This window comes from Streptomyces sp. WELS2 (genome assembly GCF_013870595.1).
Classification (GTDB): domain Bacteria; phylum Actinomycetota; class Actinomycetes; order Streptomycetales; family Streptomycetaceae; genus Streptomyces.
Genome location: NZ_JACBWZ010000093.1, coordinates 1 through 14,017, shown reverse-complemented (window position 1 = coordinate 14,017; position 14,017 = coordinate 1). Strand labels below are relative to the sequence as shown.

Genomic DNA, 14,017 nt, shown 5'->3' with positions numbered 1-14,017 from the left:
TCCGGGACCACGGCGGCGGCGGGGGCCGCCGCGGAAGGAGACGAGTGATGGCACAGCCGATGAGCGCGGCCAAGCTGCTGGAAGTGCTGCGCGCGGAGGGCCTGACGGTTCACGAGGTGCGCGACTGGCGCCATCACAACCGCAACGCCAAGGGGCCCTGGGGCCCGGTGAACGGCGTAATGATCCACCACACCGTCACCTCCGGCACCGAGAACTCCGTGAACATCTGCTACGACGGCTACGCCGGTCTGCCCGGGCCTCTCTGCCACGGCGTCATCGACAAGGACGGGCATGTCCACCTCGTCGGCAACGGCCGCGCCAACCACGCGGGTCTCGGTGACAGCGACGTTTTGCGGGCGGTGGTCAACGAGACGAGACTGCCGCAGGACAACCAGGCCGACGTCGACGGCAACCGGCACTTCTACGGCTTCGAGTGCGTCAACCTGGGCGACGGCAAGGACCCCTGGCCCGAGGTGCAGAAGGAGGCCATCGAGAAGGTGTCCGCCGCGATCTGCCGGCACCACGGGTGGTCGGAGCGCTCCGTCATCGGCCACAAGGAGTGGCAGCCCGGCAAGCAGGACCCTCGGGGCTTCACCATGGACGGCATGCGGCGCCGCATAGCCGACCGGCTCGCGGGCAAGGGCGGCAAGGAGCCGGGCGACCCCAAGCCCGGACCCAGACCCGAGCACGCGCCCTTCCCGGGCGCCGGTTTCTTCCACACGGGGCGGAAGTCCCCCCTGATCACCGCCATGGGCCGCCGCCTCGTCGCCGAGGGCTGCGGTCACTACGAGAAGGGCCCGGGCCCCGAGTGGACCGAGGCCGACCGCAAGTCCTACGCGGCCTGGCAGCGGAAACTCGGCTACCACGGCAAGGACGCGGACGGCGTCCCGGGCCGCACCAGCTGGGACAAGCTGAAGGTCCCGTCAACCGACTGACCACCCGACGAGCGCGGACCCCGACGAACCCGGGCCCGCGCTCGCGCGTGACCGGGCCGGTTCACGCGATCAGCGTTTGTTCCACCAGAGACGCTCTCGCCTCCGCTACTCGGTGATACCGTGTAGCGGTACTCGGTAACACATAGTACCGAGGAAGGCTGAGGAGCACTTGCGATGGAGGACCTGACGGAGATGCTGAAGGGCACGCTCGAAGGATGCGTGCTCGAAATCATCGGCAGCGAGGAAACCTACGGGTACGCCATCACCCGCCAGCTGAACGAGCTCGGCTTCACCGATGTCGTCGAGGGCACGGTGTACACCATCCTGCTGCGGCTGGAGAGGAACGGACTCGTCCAGGTGACGAAACGGCCTTCCGGAGTGGGGCCGCCGCGCAAGTTCTACGCCCTCAACGACGCCGGACGCGAGGAACTCGCGAAGTTCTGGAAGAAGTGGCAGTACCTCTCATCGCGCATCGACAGGCTGAAGGAGGGACGGAGATGAACTTCTGGGAGAAGGTCACAGGCAGCGATCTCACCAGGGACTGGAAGGCTTTTGCATCCCGGGCCGAGGCCCTGCCGGACGACTACCGGGAGGCGTGGGGACAGATCGTCGCCCACCTCTTCCCCTACGGGGATGTCACCGGCCGTAACCTGACACCGATCACCGACTCCGCCCTGGGGCTGCTCGAGGTGTCGGCGGCGGACGGGCAGAGCCTCCAAGAGGTGCTCGGCGACGACATCCAGGGCTTCTGCACGGCCTTGGCCGGTGGAGCGGGGGCCCGGACCCAACGCGACCGGTGGCGCGAGCAGTTGAACAGGAACGTCGCAAGGAAGCTGAACCGGCTGGGAGGCTGACGTGAGCATCCAGGACATCATCGAAGGCAAGAAACAATGGCGGGCGCACGTGGCCCGGGTCAAGGCACTCCCGCCGGACTACCAGATCGTCTACAAGGAGATGCAGAAGTACCTCTTCAAGGTCGGACCGGTCAGCCTGTCCGACGGGCCTCTCCTCCCCGGAATCCTCGGCTTCTTCGAGGAGGGCGTCGCCGCGGGCAAGGGGGTCCTGGAACTCATCGGCACCGATGTCGCCGCGTTCTGCGACGACCTGATCAAGGACTCTCCCACCTACGCGGACGTCTACCAGAGGTCCCTCGCCCAGGAAGCCGGCGAGGCCGAGAACTAGCACCCGTTGGCACTGTTCACGAGTCGTGGCTCCGGCTCAAGTTCTGTGGTCGTTGACTGCGGGCTATCTGTTGGAGCCATCGACACGTCACGGCCCGCTCGCGCGGGAGGGTCAGACCCGGTCGAGGGGCTGGTGCGGCTCGTCCGGAAGCTCGACCGTGATCGTGTCACCGGGGCGCACCACGCCGCCCACCCGGACGACGCTCATGATTCCGGCCTTGCGCACGACGTTCCCGGCCTCGTCACGGCCGACGACCTTCTTCAGCAACCCGTCCTGGAAGGTGTCGATCTGCAGGCAGGGATTGCGCAGGCCGGTGACCTCCACGACCGCCTCGTCGCCGATGTGCAGCAGTGTCCCGACGGGCAGGCCGAGCAAGTCGACGCCGCTCGTGGTGATGTTCTCGCCGAGTTCGCCGGGCGCCACCTTGAATCCCTCTTCGCCGACTTCGGTGAAGAGCTCCTCGTGAATGAGGTGGACCTGGCGCAGGTTCGGCTGAGTGGGATCCTGCGCGACACGCGAGCGGTGCTTGACCGTGACGCCGGCGTGCACATCCCCCTCCACCCCGAGCCCGGCAAGCAACATGATGCTGTCCCTGTTGGGCTTGGTGAACGAGTACTCGCTGTTGCTGCTGACCGCCGTCACCGTGCCGCTCATCCCGCGGACCCCCTTCTCGGTGGAGATGATTCACCACGAGCCTAGCCCGCGGCCCTCGGCACGCGGCACCCCGCGATCCATCGCGGGGCAGTCCGTGAACGCGCGCTCATCGGGACCGGCACCGACTCCTGCCGGCTCACCGGCATCCGGACACGGGTCGAAGCCCCGGCCAGGGAACATGCCCCGACGTTTCGCTCCCGGTCTGCTGCCACGACGGATGTCGCATCGCCGATCATCCGCCCCGCGCGGTGCCACCGACCGGTTCCGCAGCGGCACGTACGGCCCGGTGGAACACCGCGAACACGTTTCGAACGGGCCCTCCCACCAGCACCCGGCGTTCGGAACGCGTTCGGAACGAGTTCGAGTGCCCGCGCGGCGTTGAACCCGTGCTCACCCCGCCCCCAGACTCGTCACCGTTCATCCCGCCCGCTCACCGGGTCGGGTCCGGACCCCCCTCGCCTTCCCACCGGACGTCTCCCTTCGGGACGCGAGGGGCTGTCGAAACGAGGACTGGTCATGCTCGACAAGCTCGGAACCATCGGCGCTTCCTTGCTGGAACGGTTCCTTCCGGCCGCCGACGCGGAGGCGGTCACGTGCAGGCTGCGCCAGTCGCTCGGCGGCGGGCACACCGTCCAGGGCCGGGCGGGCCTGGGCGGCGCAGCCGTGCGCCAGCCGTGTCGCCTCGGTGACAGCGCCCGTACGGGTCAGTGCGTCGAGCAGGTCGCGGTGGGCGGTGGTGGGGCCGGTGCCGCCGTGGAAGGCCTTGGCAAGCCGACGGCGGTCCCGGCCGTCCGCGGACTCGTAGGCGAGCGGCACGGGCTGGGCCGACTGCCGGTTCGCGATGTCGCTGGTGGCCCGCTTGCGGTTCGCGGGCAGCGCGGCCTTCGGCCCGCTTTCGCTCCGCTACCGCACCCGCGGCACCATCCGCCGCTTCGTATGTCCATCTCGGCGGGCGGTATCGGAGAGGAGTTGCAGAAGCCCCTGCTCGTCGAGCAGGGACTCCCTTTGTCACAACGCATTCAGACCTTCGCCGGCACGTCGGCTTTCGGATGGGCTGTCAGCTCAGGTACACCAGGCACCGTTGGAGTCGTGGATGGTCGCGATGTTGTTGCTGTAGACCCAGCCCGGGACCTCACGGCCATTTGCATATCCATACCCGTGGTACCAGAGGTTGTTCAGATCGTTGTAGTCCTTGCAGTCGAGCGAGAACTCCGAGCCTGCCGGCACGTTGGTGAACGAGCATTCTGCGTAGGGGCCCGAGCGGACAGGAATCATCTTGCCGCTGACCAGTGTGGCGTACCCTCCGTCCGCAGGATTCCAAGATTGCCCCTTGCAGGCGAGCGCCCCCTCAGTGCTCGCAGCTGCGTTTGGTGCTATCATCAGTGTGGCACCGAGCACGGTTGCCGATAGCATTCCCGCGAGAAGACCTTTCCTCATTGCTGTCCCCCAATTGCTCGTTGTCGCAGACGAGTTGAGCGGGAAGAAGCACTGGAAGCATGGCGGCCCCGCAAAGAGCCGTCAAGCCGCCTGCCAAGCCGGGTTGAGCCAAACTTTCCGTCGAGACATCGGTTCGTCCGGTGTGGAGCAGATGCTCGGCATCCTCATGCTGTTCCGGCGGCTGGTGAGGGACTACGAGGGCAGGCCGAAGACCTCGGAGTCCAGGGTGCGCTGGGCCGCGATCGACGTGATAGCGCGTCGGCTCTCCGGCCGGACTGCGCTCAGCCGGCGCGGGTGAGCGCGTGGACGCCCAGGTCGCTCCGCTCCTGGAGCGGAGCGACGCACGCGAGCAGGCCGGCAAGACGCTCTGCGCCCTGCCGGCGACTGTGCCGGAACCGACCGATCCGCAGCCGGTTCTGCCGGCCCACCCCGCCTGCCGGCGGATCCTGGACGCGTTCGCCGACGCCGCTGGACCGCTGCGCGCCCGGCGGAGGATGCGAAGCATCGTCCGTCCTCGTCATCGCCGATCTCGCGTACATGTCCTTGTCCTGTCACCCGGGCAGGGTGTCGGCGCACCACGCAGCGCAGAACCGGGACGCGCGTCACATCACGGCAGGGCAAACGCTGCCTGCTCCGGTACTACAGCCGTGCCATCCCGCTCGGTGCCGGGTACGGCTCGCGGAAGGTGAACGCCTGTGGACCGGGGCCGTTTTCGCGCAGCATCGCGATGCGCTCCATCGCCTCCTCGACGGTCGGGCGGTGGCCGGCCGGGATCCACCACAGGGCCTGGTGGGCCTCGGTCATGCGGCGGAACCACTCCCGGCGACGGCTCAGCACGCGAAGGTGACCGCTGTGGTACGTGAAGTTCCGGAGCGCTTCGACCGACTCCCAGACCGAGCAGTTGAACAGCAGCAGCGCGTCGTTGCCGTCGGGACGGACGCCGGTCGCGTCCATGCCGCCGGCGTCCACCATGCGCCAGACGAACCCGGGGCTCCGGTCGGCGAGCGCGTTGATCTCCGGCTGCAGGGCGACGAAGCCGGCCAACTCGGGGCTGTCCAGCGGGGCGACGATACGGCCGATGTTGACCTGTGCCAGGTGAGAGTCAGTCATGAGCACAGCATGGCCTGGCCCCGCTTCTATCGTCAATGAGTTTTCTTTTTAGAAAGGGACACGCAGCAGCCACCGGGGAGCGGATCCATCGCCGGTGACCACTCCCCGGGCGCCAGGCCCTCGATGAGCGCCAGGTTCATGCCGCAGATCAGGGCGGGGAACTCCGTGGCCAGCGCGTGAAAGGGGCAGTTGCGCAGCCGCACGGCCTCCCCGTCCCGGAAGGGCTCGTAGCCACGGGCCCGTAGCACCGCCTCCACGTCGTCGGCGTGTGCGTCCGGATGTGCCGCTCCCGCCGCCCTCGCCGCGGTCTGGAGTTCCCGGTCCAGCCCGGCGTTCTCCAGCACCTCGGCGAGCAGCCGGCCGACGGCCTCGTACGACCGCGGCGGCACGGAGACGGCATGTTCCCCCTCGGCGCGCCGGTACAGCTTCGCCGGCCGCCCGGCGCCGGGGCCGGTGCGCCCGGACAGCCGCCGGAAGGAGACGGTGAGCAGCCCGGCCTCGACCAGCTTGTCCAGGTGGAAGGCGGCCAGCGAACGGGAGATCCCGGCCGCTTCCGCGGCCGCGTCACGGCCCACCTCCTCGGGGGCGGCGGCGACGTATCGGTACAGCCGGCGGCGCACGGGGTCGCTCAGCACGGCCAGCATGTCGAAGGTGGCGTCTTCGTCAGTCACACGCCGACTCTATGACCCACGAGGGCTTGTCATTGAAGTCGAGAGCCCTGCCGGACGCCGTCGCGGGCCGGCCCGGTCCACGGCGGCCGGCGCATCGGGTCGCCACACCGGCGCCTTCCGTACCCGTCGCCTCCGGCCACTCCCCATGCCGCACCGGCACCGCCATCATGGGAGCGCTCCCTTGTTCGTCGCACGCGCAGATCTCCCGACACCGACCGGAAGGACCGCTCATGCGCACCGCTCCCCATCTCTCCCGGCGGGCACTGCTCACGGCCGCCGCCGCGAGCGTCACCGCGGGCGTCACCACCGCGGCGGCCACCCCCTCCCGGGCAGCCGCCGCCCACCGCCCCCTGCCGTCCCCGGCCTTCGCCGGGTTCCGGACGGTGGGCCGGGTCAAGGAGGCGGCCGACGGCTCGGTGCGGTACTCCTGGCCGGGCATCGTCTTCGAAGGCCGGTTCCGTGGCAGGGGCGTCGGGATCGTGCTCGACGACTCCGCCAACGACTACGACGTCCAGATCGACGGAACGACCGTGAGCACGCTGGTGACCCCCGGGCGCACCACCTCCTGGGTCACGGGCCTCGCCGACACGGAGCACACCGTGCGGCTCGTCAAACGGACGGAGTGCCCGTGGGCCGTCGGCCGCTTCGGCGGGTTCGTCGCAGCCCGGGGCGGAAGGATCCTCCCCGCGCCCGCGGCGCGCGGCAGGCAGATCGAGTTCATCGGCGACTCCTTCACCGCCGGGTACGGCAACGCCTCGGGCACGCGTGACTGCTCGGCCAACGGAGGAGTCGACCGGAACAGCAACGCGGGCCTCGCCTTCGGCGCCCTCACCGCCCGGAAGCTCGACGCCGACTACCAGCAGAACGCGTTCTCCGGCCGCGGCATGGTCCGCAACTACAACGGCGGCGACCCCGGCACCGATTACCGCACCTACTACGACCGGGCCCTGCTGAGCGTCGACGGCGACGTCTGGCACGAGCCGCGCGCCTGGCGGCCGCAGGTCGTCGTCATCGGCCTCGGCATCAACGACTTCTCGACCCCGCTCCACCCCGGCGAGCCCTGGGCCACGCAGAGCGAGCTGATCGCCGCCTACACCAGTGCCTACCACGGCTTCCTCGACAAGCTGCGGGCCCGCTACGGCAGCAGGACGTTCCTGGTGGTCAGCGCCACTGCCGTGTCCGGCACCGCCTTCGCCGACACCGCCCGGGGCATCGTCGGGGACCGCAACGCGCGGGGGGACGACCGGGTGGGCTTCTGGTACTACGACGATCCCGGCCTGGACCGGCTCGGCTGCGACTGGCACCCCTCCCTGCGCGACCACCGGATCATCTCCGGTCTGCTCGACCAGTACCTCGCCACCGTCCCGCTGGACTGGTGACCGGGAGCACGGCCCGGACCGGACGGGTCCGCACCCGCCCGCCTTGACGCGCGCCGACCGAATACCCAGCCGACGGGACAGCCACCGGTGTCGTGGATGGATCACCAACCGGCCCAACGCGACGAACCCGGAAGAACCGGCCGCCGTAGGATCGCAGCGGGCGGGCCGTCCTCGCGCCGGGGTCGCCCGCCCGGGGTCACGACGGTCGACCTGCGGAGGCATCGGCACCATGGACGAGCGACAGCAGCTCACCGGCGACTCCCTCGATCAAGCGGCGGACGCGTTCGAGCGACTGCGTCCGCGGCTGTTCGGTATCGCCTACCGCATTCTGGGCAGTGTGTCCGAGGCCGAGGACGTGGTGCAGGACGTGTGGCCCCGCTGGCAGGGCGCCGACCGGAGTACCGTGCGGGATCCCGGAGCGTTCCTGGCGAAGATCACCACGCGTCTGGCGATCAACGTGGCCCGGTCGGCGCGGGTGCGCCGTGAGGCGTACGCGGGACCCTGGCTGCCGGAGCCCGTGGACACCAGCGTGGACCCGCAGGTCGGCGAGGCGCTGTAACTGGCCGTGCTGCTGGTCCTCCAGAAACCGAACCCCGTGGAACGGGCGGCCTACGTGCTGCGGGAGGCGTTCGGCTACGCGCACGACGACATCGCGGGCGTGCTCCGGCTGAGCCGGGCCAATACGCGGCAGGTCCTCAGCCGGGCCCGCAAGCGCCTGTCCGCCGGGCGCCGGCAGCCCGTCGACGCGGCCCGGCACCGACGGTTGGTCGAGGCCTTCGTCGCCGCCGCGCGGCACGGTGACGTCGCCACCCTGGAGAGCGTGCTGTCGGCGGACGTCGTCGCCTATGGATCCTGGTGCCCGAAAAGCTGAGGGCCTACGAGCGGTCGGCCCGCAGGCCCACGGGACGCCCGTAGCCGCTCCGACGACCGGGGAGGAACGGTCAGCTCCGCTTCAGCCAGTCCTCGTAGCGTGTGGAAGCCAGGTGGGCCGTGTCGTCACCGACGAGCACCCCGTCGGGCATGCCCGCGAACGGGCTCGCGGTCTCGTCGGTGACGACGGAGCGGCCGTCGGGCTTCACCGCCAGGGTGATCTCACCGAGCCGGTCGAGCCGCTCGGCCTCGGGACCCGCGATGTCACGGACGCCGTACGACGGCTCGCCCAGCGCCGCCTCGGCGACGGCGGAGGCGACATCGGCGGAGGCCATCGGCCGCAGCCGCAGGGAAGGCAGGCGCACCTCCGTGCCCTCGGTGGTCATGTCCATCACCGGCGCGATGAACTCGAAGAACTGGGTGGCCCGCACGATGCTGTAGGGAACGCCGCTGTTCCGTACGGCCTCCTCCTGGGCGACTTTGGCCCGGTAGTAGCCGTAGTCGGGCACCTGGTCGACGCCGACGATCGAGAGCACGACGTGGTGGCGGACACCCGCCTCCTTCTCGGCCTCGGTCAGATTCCGCTCCGAGCGGGTGAAGAAGTCCAGCGCCGGCTCCGGATCGAAGGAGGGGGAGTTCGGCACGTCCACGACCACGTCCGCGCCCGTGAGAGCCTGTGCCAGGCCCTCGCCGGTCAGGGTGTCCACACCCGTGGAGGGAGCGGCTGCCACAGCCTCGTGACCACGCTCGCGCAGCAGCGTGACCACCTGCGCTCCGATGAGCCCCGTACCGCCGACGACCACGATCTTCATCACTGTCTCCGTTCACTGATCCGGCTTCCCGACGGGCCCCGGCGAACCTGCGCCGGACCCGGTGCGGCAACGCGCACATCGACAGGACAGGACAGCGTCCGGATCCGTGACAGCCGCGACCGGCGACCCGGAGACGGGCGGCCCCGGCCGGTCGCGGTGCGGAGCGATCGAGCGGGCGCTGCGTCCAACGCAGGCCGTTCGCCGCACTTGCCGCACTCGCCGCGGGACCGTTGCCGGTGCGGGCCCCGGGTGTGTCCGCGTCGACCCGTCGCCGCTGTCGTTGGAGGGGGCGTACGGCCGACGGCACATATCCGTGTCCGGCGCGGCAATTCCCGACGGTATGACAACTTCCAGGGTACGAGGCCGACGGCGAGTCGCGGTGGTGACCGCCGCTGTCGCCGCCCTCTGTGCGGCCGGCCTCATGCGGGGCGGCGGCGCGCACGCGCGGGGCAAGGCGGCATAGACACCGTGGGTGGTGTCATTGGGCGACAGCTTCATCTCCGGCGAGGCGGGCCGCTGGTCGGGCAACAGCGACGACAGCGACGGCGGCCACTCCGGCACCGGCCGGGCACCGGGTGTACGGCGGGTCCTACGACAGCGGCTGCAACCGCTCCGACAGCGCCGGCCTCACCACCGCCGTGGACCGGGCGGGCCACCCGGCTTCCACGACCTGTCGCCCGCCTTCGACGGCCGGGAGGTCTGTTCCATCACACCGTCCAGGCCGGAGCCGGCCGGCGGCCCTCGGGTCGTACCAGCGAACGGGTCCGCTTCGTGACCACCGGGGCCGGCCAGGGACGGCGCCAGGAGTTCCTGCCCCCGACCACTACGGCCGGCTCGCCCTCGGCGCGTGCCCGGGCCTCCGGCTCGACCGGGCCCCGGCACCACCGCCGCGCCGACACCCCCGGAGAAGGCCCGCGTGCCATGCGGCTCATGCCCGCGCCCACGACATGAACGCCGGCAGCGGATGCCGTGATGGCGTGCGGGCATCCGGGTCACGCGCCGCGGGCCGTGGCCCGGAAGGCCGTTGGTGTGGTGCCCGTACGCTGCCGGAAGAACGCGGTGAAGTCGCTCGCGTCGGTGAAGCCGAGGCGAGCGGCGAGGGCGGTGATGGTCAGCCGGCCGTGGGCGAGTTCCCGTTTGGCCTCCAGTACCACGCGTTCGTCGATGTACCTTTTGGCCGGCATACCGGTCGCGGTCCGCGTGGCCCGGGTGAGCGTGCGGCGGCTGTAGCCCAGGGCCGCCGCGTAGTCCTCCAACCGGCGGGTGACCGCGAAGTCACGTTCCACGGCCGCGTGGAAACGGCGGAACGTCTCGTCGGCGGCCGGTTCGCCGGGCTCGGACCCGTACGCCCTGGCCAGGCGCACCAGCAGTACCGCCAGCAGATGCCGCAGCACCTGCACGTGGGATTCCAGGGGCAGCTCGGCCATGGCCCGGTACTCGTATCGCAGGTGCTCCAGCGCCCGGCGCAGGCCTTCCGCGTGTGGGGCGTCCGGCTGGAGGGGCGCCCGGACCGTCGCCAGACCGGCGACCGAGGCCGCCGCCGTCCCGGTGTCGGGAAAACCCGGGGGAAAGGCGATCACCAGTCCCCGGGCCCGGGGCAGATCCGTGCCCCAGCGCTGTACCTGCCCCGGGCGGATCCACAACCAGGCGCCGCCGGAGAGTTCGTAGCGGGCGAAGTCCACCGAGACCGTCAGGCGGCTGCCCGGCCGCACGGCGACGATCTGGTGGAAGGCCGGGCGCAGAGACGCGTACGGATCGTTGCCGTGCCGGCGGGCGCGCTCGGCCAGGCCCGCCAGCTCGACCAGCTCCAGTCCCGGCGGGGAACCGGCCGTGCGTCGCAGGGCGAGGTCCCGGATGTCGTCCGACCCCCGCGCAACCTGTCCGTTTTTCCCCATCGCGAGTCCCGAGTGTACCGCCGCACCCCGCCACCGGGCTCCTAGCGTGAAGACGCAAGTGCAGATCAGCGCGGTGCGCGCGGGAAGGAAGGCCGGTATGAGACTGGTCGTGGGGATGACCGGAGCCACCGGAGCGGTGTTCGGTGTCCGGTTCCTCCAGGTGCTGGCCCAGCTGCCGGACGTGGAGACCCATCTCGTCCTCAGCCCGTGGGCGCGTACGACGATCGAGCTGGAGACGGGGCTGTCCGCGAAGGAGGTCGGTGACCTGGCCGACGTCGTGCACCGGCCGCAGGACCAGGGCGCCGCCATCTCCTCCGGGTCGTTCCGCACCGACGGCATGGTGATCGTGCCGTGCTCGATGAAGACCCTGGCCGCCATCCGCGCCGGATACGCCGACACCCTCGTCGCCCGCGCCGCCGACGTGATCCTCAAGGAGCGCCGCGAGCTCGTCCTCGTCCCGCGCGAGACACCGCTGAGCGAGATCCATCTGGAGAACATGCTCGCGCTCTGCCGGATGGGGGCGCGGCTCGTGCCGCCCATGCCCGCCTTCTACAACCACCCGCGGTCGGTGGACGACATCGTCGACCACGTCGTGACCCGGATCCTCGACCAGTTCGACCTGCCCGCCCCCGCCGCCAAGAGGTGGGAGGGCATGCGCGCGGCCCGACTGCTGCGGCCGGCTTCCTGACCCGCCCGGCGCGCCCGACCTCCGGCCCGCCGGCGCCCTTGTGCCCCGGCGGCCCTTACCCCCCTTTCGGTTTTCACGGAGTACCCATGGCATATGACGACCTGCGCGGTTTCCTCAGCACGCTGGAGAAGGAAGGCCAACTGCTGCGCATCACCGAGGAAGTGCTTCCCGAACCCGACCTGGCCGCGGCGGCCAACGCCGCCGGCCGCATCGGCGAGGGCGCGCCCGCCCTGTGGTTCGACAACGTCAAGGGCTTCACCGACGCCCGTATCGCCCTGAACGTCCACGGCTCCTGGGCCAACCACGCCCTCGCGCTCGGCCTGCCCAAGCACACCCCGGTCAAGGAGCAGGTGGAGGAGTTCGCCCGGCGCTGGGACGCCTTCCCCGTCCCTCCCGAGCGGCGCGAGGACGCCCCGTGGCGGGAGAACTCACAGGAAGGCGACGACGTCGACCTGTTCTCGGTACTCCCGCTGTTCCGTCTCAACGACGGTGACGGCGGCTTCTACCTCGACAAGGCGGCCGTCGTCTCCCGCGACCCCGAGGACCCCGGTCACTTCGGCAAGCAGAACGTCGGAACCTACCGCCTCCAGGTCATAGGCAGGAACCGGCTCGCGATACAGCCCGTCCCCGTGCACGACATCGCGCTCCACCTGCGCACGGCGGAGGAGAAGGGCGAGGACCTCCCCATCGCCATCACCCTCGGCAACGACCCGGTGATGGCCATCGTGGCCGGTATGCCCATGGGATACGACCAGAGCGAGTACGAGATGGCCGGCGCCCTGCGCGGCGCGCCCGCCCCGATCGCCACCGCCCCGCTCACCGGCTTCGACGTGCCGTGGGGATCCGAGGTCGTCATCGAAGGCGTCATCGAGGGCCGCAAGCGGCAGATCGAGGGCCCGTTCGGCGAGTTCACCGGGCACTACTCCGGTGGCCGCCGCATGCCCGTCGTCCGCATCGACCGCGTCTCCTACCGCACGAACCCGGTCTTCGAGTCCCTCTACCTGGGCATGCCGTGGACCGAGTGCGACTACCTCGTGGGCCCCAACACCTGTGTCCCGCTGCTGAAGCAGTTGCGCGCGGAGTTCCCCGAGGTCCAGGCCGTCAACGCCATGTACACGCACGGACTGCTGGCCGTGATCTCCACCAGGAAGCGGTACGGCGGATTCGCCAAGGCCGTGGCCATGCGCGCCATGACGACCCCGCACGGCCTCGGCTACATCACCACGGTCATCGTCGTCGACGAGGACGTGGACCCCTTTGACCTGCCGCAGGTCATGTGGGCGATGTCGTCCAAGGTCAACCCGGCCGACGACGTCGTGGTCCTGCCCAACCTCTCCGTGGTGGAACTGGCACCCGCCGCCCAGCCGGCGGGCCTGACCAGCAAGATGATCATCGACGCCACCACCCCCGTGCACCCGGACACGCGCGGCAACTTCTCCACGCCCACCAAGGACCTCCCCGAGGCCAGGGACTGGGCGGCGAAGCTCCAGCGCCTGCTGTCCGAAGCCCGCGGTTGACACCCGCACGAGGCACCCGACAGCAAGGCTTCTACCAAGGAAGGCATCCCCATGACCGACTGCTGCCCCCGCTGCGCCCACGAGAGCGTCGGCACGTTGTACTCCTCGCCCGTCCCCGGTGTCTGGGACGTCCGGCAGTGCGGGCGCTGCCTGTACACCTGGCGGACCAGCGAGCCGGACCGGCGCACACGACGCGCCGCCTACCCGCAGGCGTTCCGGCTGACCGCGGAGGACCTGGCGAACGCCGCCGAGGTGCCGGCCGTCCCGCCCCTGCGCACCGACGGCCCCCGCCCGAGCGAGGGGACGCGCCACCTGCCGCGACCGTCATGAGATTGACACACGCGGCCGGAATGGCGGTCGCGTGTGGGCCGGTTGCCTCTACATGACCATCGGAGTAGCGCTCTCTCATCTGCACCCGATCGACACCACCGTGCGGCTCGCCCGGGACGCCCGTGAAGCCGGGGTGACGTCCGCCTGGTTCGGGCAGACGTTCTCCTACGATTCCCCGACGCTGGCCGCGGTCGTCGGCCGCGAGGTGCCCGGCCTCCAGGTCGGCACGTCGGCGATCCCGGTCTTCGGCCGCCATCCGCTGATCGTCGCGAGTCAGGCGCAGACCGCCCAGGCCGCCACCGGGGGCCGGTACCACCTCGGGCTCGCACTCGGCACCAAGCACCTCACCGAGACCGGCTTCGGCATCCCGTACGAGCGTCCCATCGCCCGGCTCCGCGAGTTCCTGACCGCTCTGCGACCGCTGCTGGAGACGGGCAGCGCGGACTTCCACGGAGAGCTGCTGACCGCCACCACCCCGCTGCCGGCCACGGTGCCGGGCGCCGAACCGCCGGTGCCCGTCCTGGTCGCCGCCATGGG

16 protein-coding genes and 1 pseudogene are annotated in these 14,017 nt (G+C 70.6%); 11 read left to right on the top strand and 6 right to left on the bottom strand.

Annotated features, from left to right (window positions below):
• Positions 1 to 47: 47 nt before the first annotated feature.
• The 4 genes from H5J33_RS08860 (at position 48) to H5J33_RS08845 (ending at position 2,117) form a co-directional block, all read left to right on the top strand.
• Positions 48 to 935 carry a peptidoglycan-binding protein gene (locus H5J33_RS08860; protein ID WP_181794332.1) on the top strand — a complete coding sequence of 296 codons (888 nt, stop codon included), beginning with the start codon at positions 48 to 50 and terminating at the stop codon, positions 933 to 935.
• Between the two features lie 174 nt (positions 936 to 1,109).
• A complete protein-coding gene (locus tag H5J33_RS08855) occupies positions 1,110 to 1,436 on the top strand; it encodes a PadR family transcriptional regulator (protein WP_181794331.1) in 327 nt (108 codons plus the stop codon).
• A complete protein-coding gene (locus H5J33_RS08850) occupies positions 1,433 to 1,789 on the top strand; it encodes a DUF1048 domain-containing protein (RefSeq protein ID WP_181794330.1) in 357 nt (118 codons plus the stop codon). The genes H5J33_RS08855 and H5J33_RS08850 overlap by 4 nt, the downstream gene beginning before the upstream one ends.
• 1 nt (position 1,790) lies before the next feature.
• Positions 1,791 to 2,117 carry a DUF1048 domain-containing protein gene (locus tag H5J33_RS08845; RefSeq protein WP_181794329.1) on the top strand — a complete coding sequence of 109 codons (327 nt, stop codon included), beginning with the start codon at positions 1,791 to 1,793 and terminating at the stop codon, positions 2,115 to 2,117.
• 111 nt (positions 2,118 to 2,228) lie between these two features.
• On the opposite strand, the gene H5J33_RS08840 is transcribed toward H5J33_RS08845, so the two are convergent.
• The gene (locus H5J33_RS08840; protein WP_181794328.1) at positions 2,229 to 2,771 is read right to left on the bottom strand and encodes an MOSC domain-containing protein; all 543 of its coding nucleotides are present in this window, start codon (positions 2,769 to 2,771) and stop codon (positions 2,229 to 2,231) included.
• 1,062 nt (positions 2,772 to 3,833) lie between these two features.
• Positions 3,834 to 4,169 carry a hypothetical protein gene (locus H5J33_RS08835; RefSeq protein ID WP_181794327.1) on the bottom strand — a complete coding sequence of 112 codons (336 nt, stop codon included), beginning with the start codon at positions 4,167 to 4,169 and terminating at the stop codon, positions 3,834 to 3,836.
• Between the two features lie 190 nt (positions 4,170 to 4,359).
• Between H5J33_RS08835 and H5J33_RS08830 the strand changes: the two genes are divergently transcribed.
• Entirely contained in the window at positions 4,360 to 4,506 is a 147-nt protein-coding gene (locus tag H5J33_RS08830; RefSeq protein ID WP_181794326.1) for a hypothetical protein, read from the top strand.
• 341 nt (positions 4,507 to 4,847) lie between these two features.
• Here H5J33_RS08830 and H5J33_RS08825 read toward each other — a convergent pair whose 3' ends face one another.
• Positions 4,848 to 5,318: a DUF3291 domain-containing protein gene (locus H5J33_RS08825; protein WP_181794325.1), complete on the bottom strand. Its 471-nt coding sequence runs from the start codon at positions 5,316 to 5,318 to the stop codon at positions 4,848 to 4,850.
• A gap of 32 nt (positions 5,319 to 5,350) precedes the next feature.
• Complete coding sequence (locus tag H5J33_RS08820) at positions 5,351 to 5,989, bottom strand: metalloregulator ArsR/SmtB family transcription factor (protein ID WP_181794324.1); 639 nt, start codon at positions 5,987 to 5,989, stop codon at positions 5,351 to 5,353.
• Positions 5,990 to 6,219: 230 nt separating this feature from the next.
• Between H5J33_RS08820 and H5J33_RS08815 the strand changes: the two genes are divergently transcribed.
• Positions 6,220 to 7,368: an SGNH/GDSL hydrolase family protein gene (locus H5J33_RS08815; protein ID WP_181794323.1), complete on the top strand. Its 1,149-nt coding sequence runs from the start codon at positions 6,220 to 6,222 to the stop codon at positions 7,366 to 7,368.
• A 229-nt stretch (positions 7,369 to 7,597) separates the two neighbouring features.
• Positions 7,598 to 8,215, top strand: a pseudogene (locus H5J33_RS08810) (sigma factor); the annotation flags it as partial.
• A gap of 94 nt (positions 8,216 to 8,309) precedes the next feature.
• Here H5J33_RS08810 and H5J33_RS08805 read toward each other — a convergent pair.
• Positions 8,310 to 9,050, bottom strand: a complete 741-nt coding sequence (locus tag H5J33_RS08805) for an SDR family oxidoreductase (RefSeq protein ID WP_181794322.1) — start codon at positions 9,048 to 9,050, stop codon at positions 8,310 to 8,312.
• A 992-nt stretch (positions 9,051 to 10,042) separates the two neighbouring features.
• Positions 10,043 to 10,945 carry an AraC family transcriptional regulator gene (locus tag H5J33_RS08800; protein ID WP_181794321.1) on the bottom strand — a complete coding sequence of 301 codons (903 nt, stop codon included), beginning with the start codon at positions 10,943 to 10,945 and terminating at the stop codon, positions 10,043 to 10,045.
• 97 nt (positions 10,946 to 11,042) lie between these two features.
• On the opposite strand from H5J33_RS08800, the gene H5J33_RS08795 reads away from it, so the two are divergent.
• The 4 genes from H5J33_RS08795 to H5J33_RS08780 all read left to right on the top strand — a co-directional run.
• The gene (locus tag H5J33_RS08795) at positions 11,043 to 11,633 is read left to right on the top strand and encodes a non-oxidative hydroxyarylic acid decarboxylases subunit B (RefSeq protein WP_181794320.1); all 591 of its coding nucleotides are present in this window, start codon (positions 11,043 to 11,045) and stop codon (positions 11,631 to 11,633) included.
• 86 nt (positions 11,634 to 11,719) lie between these two features.
• Positions 11,720 to 13,150 carry a non-oxidative hydroxyarylic acid decarboxylases subunit C gene (locus H5J33_RS08790; protein ID WP_181794319.1) on the top strand — a complete coding sequence of 477 codons (1,431 nt, stop codon included), beginning with the start codon at positions 11,720 to 11,722 and terminating at the stop codon, positions 13,148 to 13,150.
• A gap of 51 nt (positions 13,151 to 13,201) precedes the next feature.
• Complete coding sequence (locus H5J33_RS08785) at positions 13,202 to 13,480, top strand: non-oxidative hydroxyarylic acid decarboxylases subunit D (RefSeq protein WP_181794318.1); 279 nt, start codon at positions 13,202 to 13,204, stop codon at positions 13,478 to 13,480.
• Positions 13,481 to 13,532: 52 nt separating this feature from the next.
• Positions 13,533 to 14,017 (top strand): LLM class flavin-dependent oxidoreductase (locus H5J33_RS08780; protein WP_181794317.1); only part of this gene is annotated, 485 nt, incomplete at its 3' end.

What these genes read in the sequence shown, in the direction of transcription:
- H5J33_RS08790 (WP_181794319.1), top strand. Translation starts at nt 11,720, where the DNA reads ATGGCATATGACGACCTGCGCGGTTTCCTCAGCACGCTGGAGAAGGAA.
- H5J33_RS08785 (WP_181794318.1), top strand. Translation starts at nt 13,202, where the DNA reads ATGACCGACTGCTGCCCCCGCTGCGCCCACGAGAGCGTCGGCACGTTG.
- H5J33_RS08855 (WP_181794331.1), top strand. Translation starts at nt 1,110, where the DNA reads ATGGAGGACCTGACGGAGATGCTGAAGGGCACGCTCGAAGGATGCGTG.
- H5J33_RS08815 (WP_181794323.1), top strand. Translation starts at nt 6,220, where the DNA reads ATGCGCACCGCTCCCCATCTCTCCCGGCGGGCACTGCTCACGGCCGCC.
- H5J33_RS08850 (WP_181794330.1), top strand. Translation starts at nt 1,433, where the DNA reads ATGAACTTCTGGGAGAAGGTCACAGGCAGCGATCTCACCAGGGACTGG.
- H5J33_RS08805 (WP_181794322.1), bottom strand. Translation starts at nt 9,050, where the DNA reads ATGAAGATCGTGGTCGTCGGCGGTACGGGGCTCATCGGAGCGCAGGTG.
- H5J33_RS08825 (WP_181794325.1), bottom strand. Translation starts at nt 5,318, where the DNA reads ATGACTGACTCTCACCTGGCACAGGTCAACATCGGCCGTATCGTCGCC.
- H5J33_RS08795 (WP_181794320.1), top strand. Translation starts at nt 11,043, where the DNA reads ATGAGACTGGTCGTGGGGATGACCGGAGCCACCGGAGCGGTGTTCGGT.
- H5J33_RS08860 (WP_181794332.1), top strand. Translation starts at nt 48, where the DNA reads ATGGCACAGCCGATGAGCGCGGCCAAGCTGCTGGAAGTGCTGCGCGCG.
- H5J33_RS08830 (WP_181794326.1), top strand. Translation starts at nt 4,360, where the DNA reads ATGCTCGGCATCCTCATGCTGTTCCGGCGGCTGGTGAGGGACTACGAG.
- H5J33_RS08840 (WP_181794328.1), bottom strand. Translation starts at nt 2,771, where the DNA reads ATGAGCGGCACGGTGACGGCGGTCAGCAGCAACAGCGAGTACTCGTTC.
- H5J33_RS08800 (WP_181794321.1), bottom strand. Translation starts at nt 10,945, where the DNA reads ATGGGGAAAAACGGACAGGTTGCGCGGGGGTCGGACGACATCCGGGAC.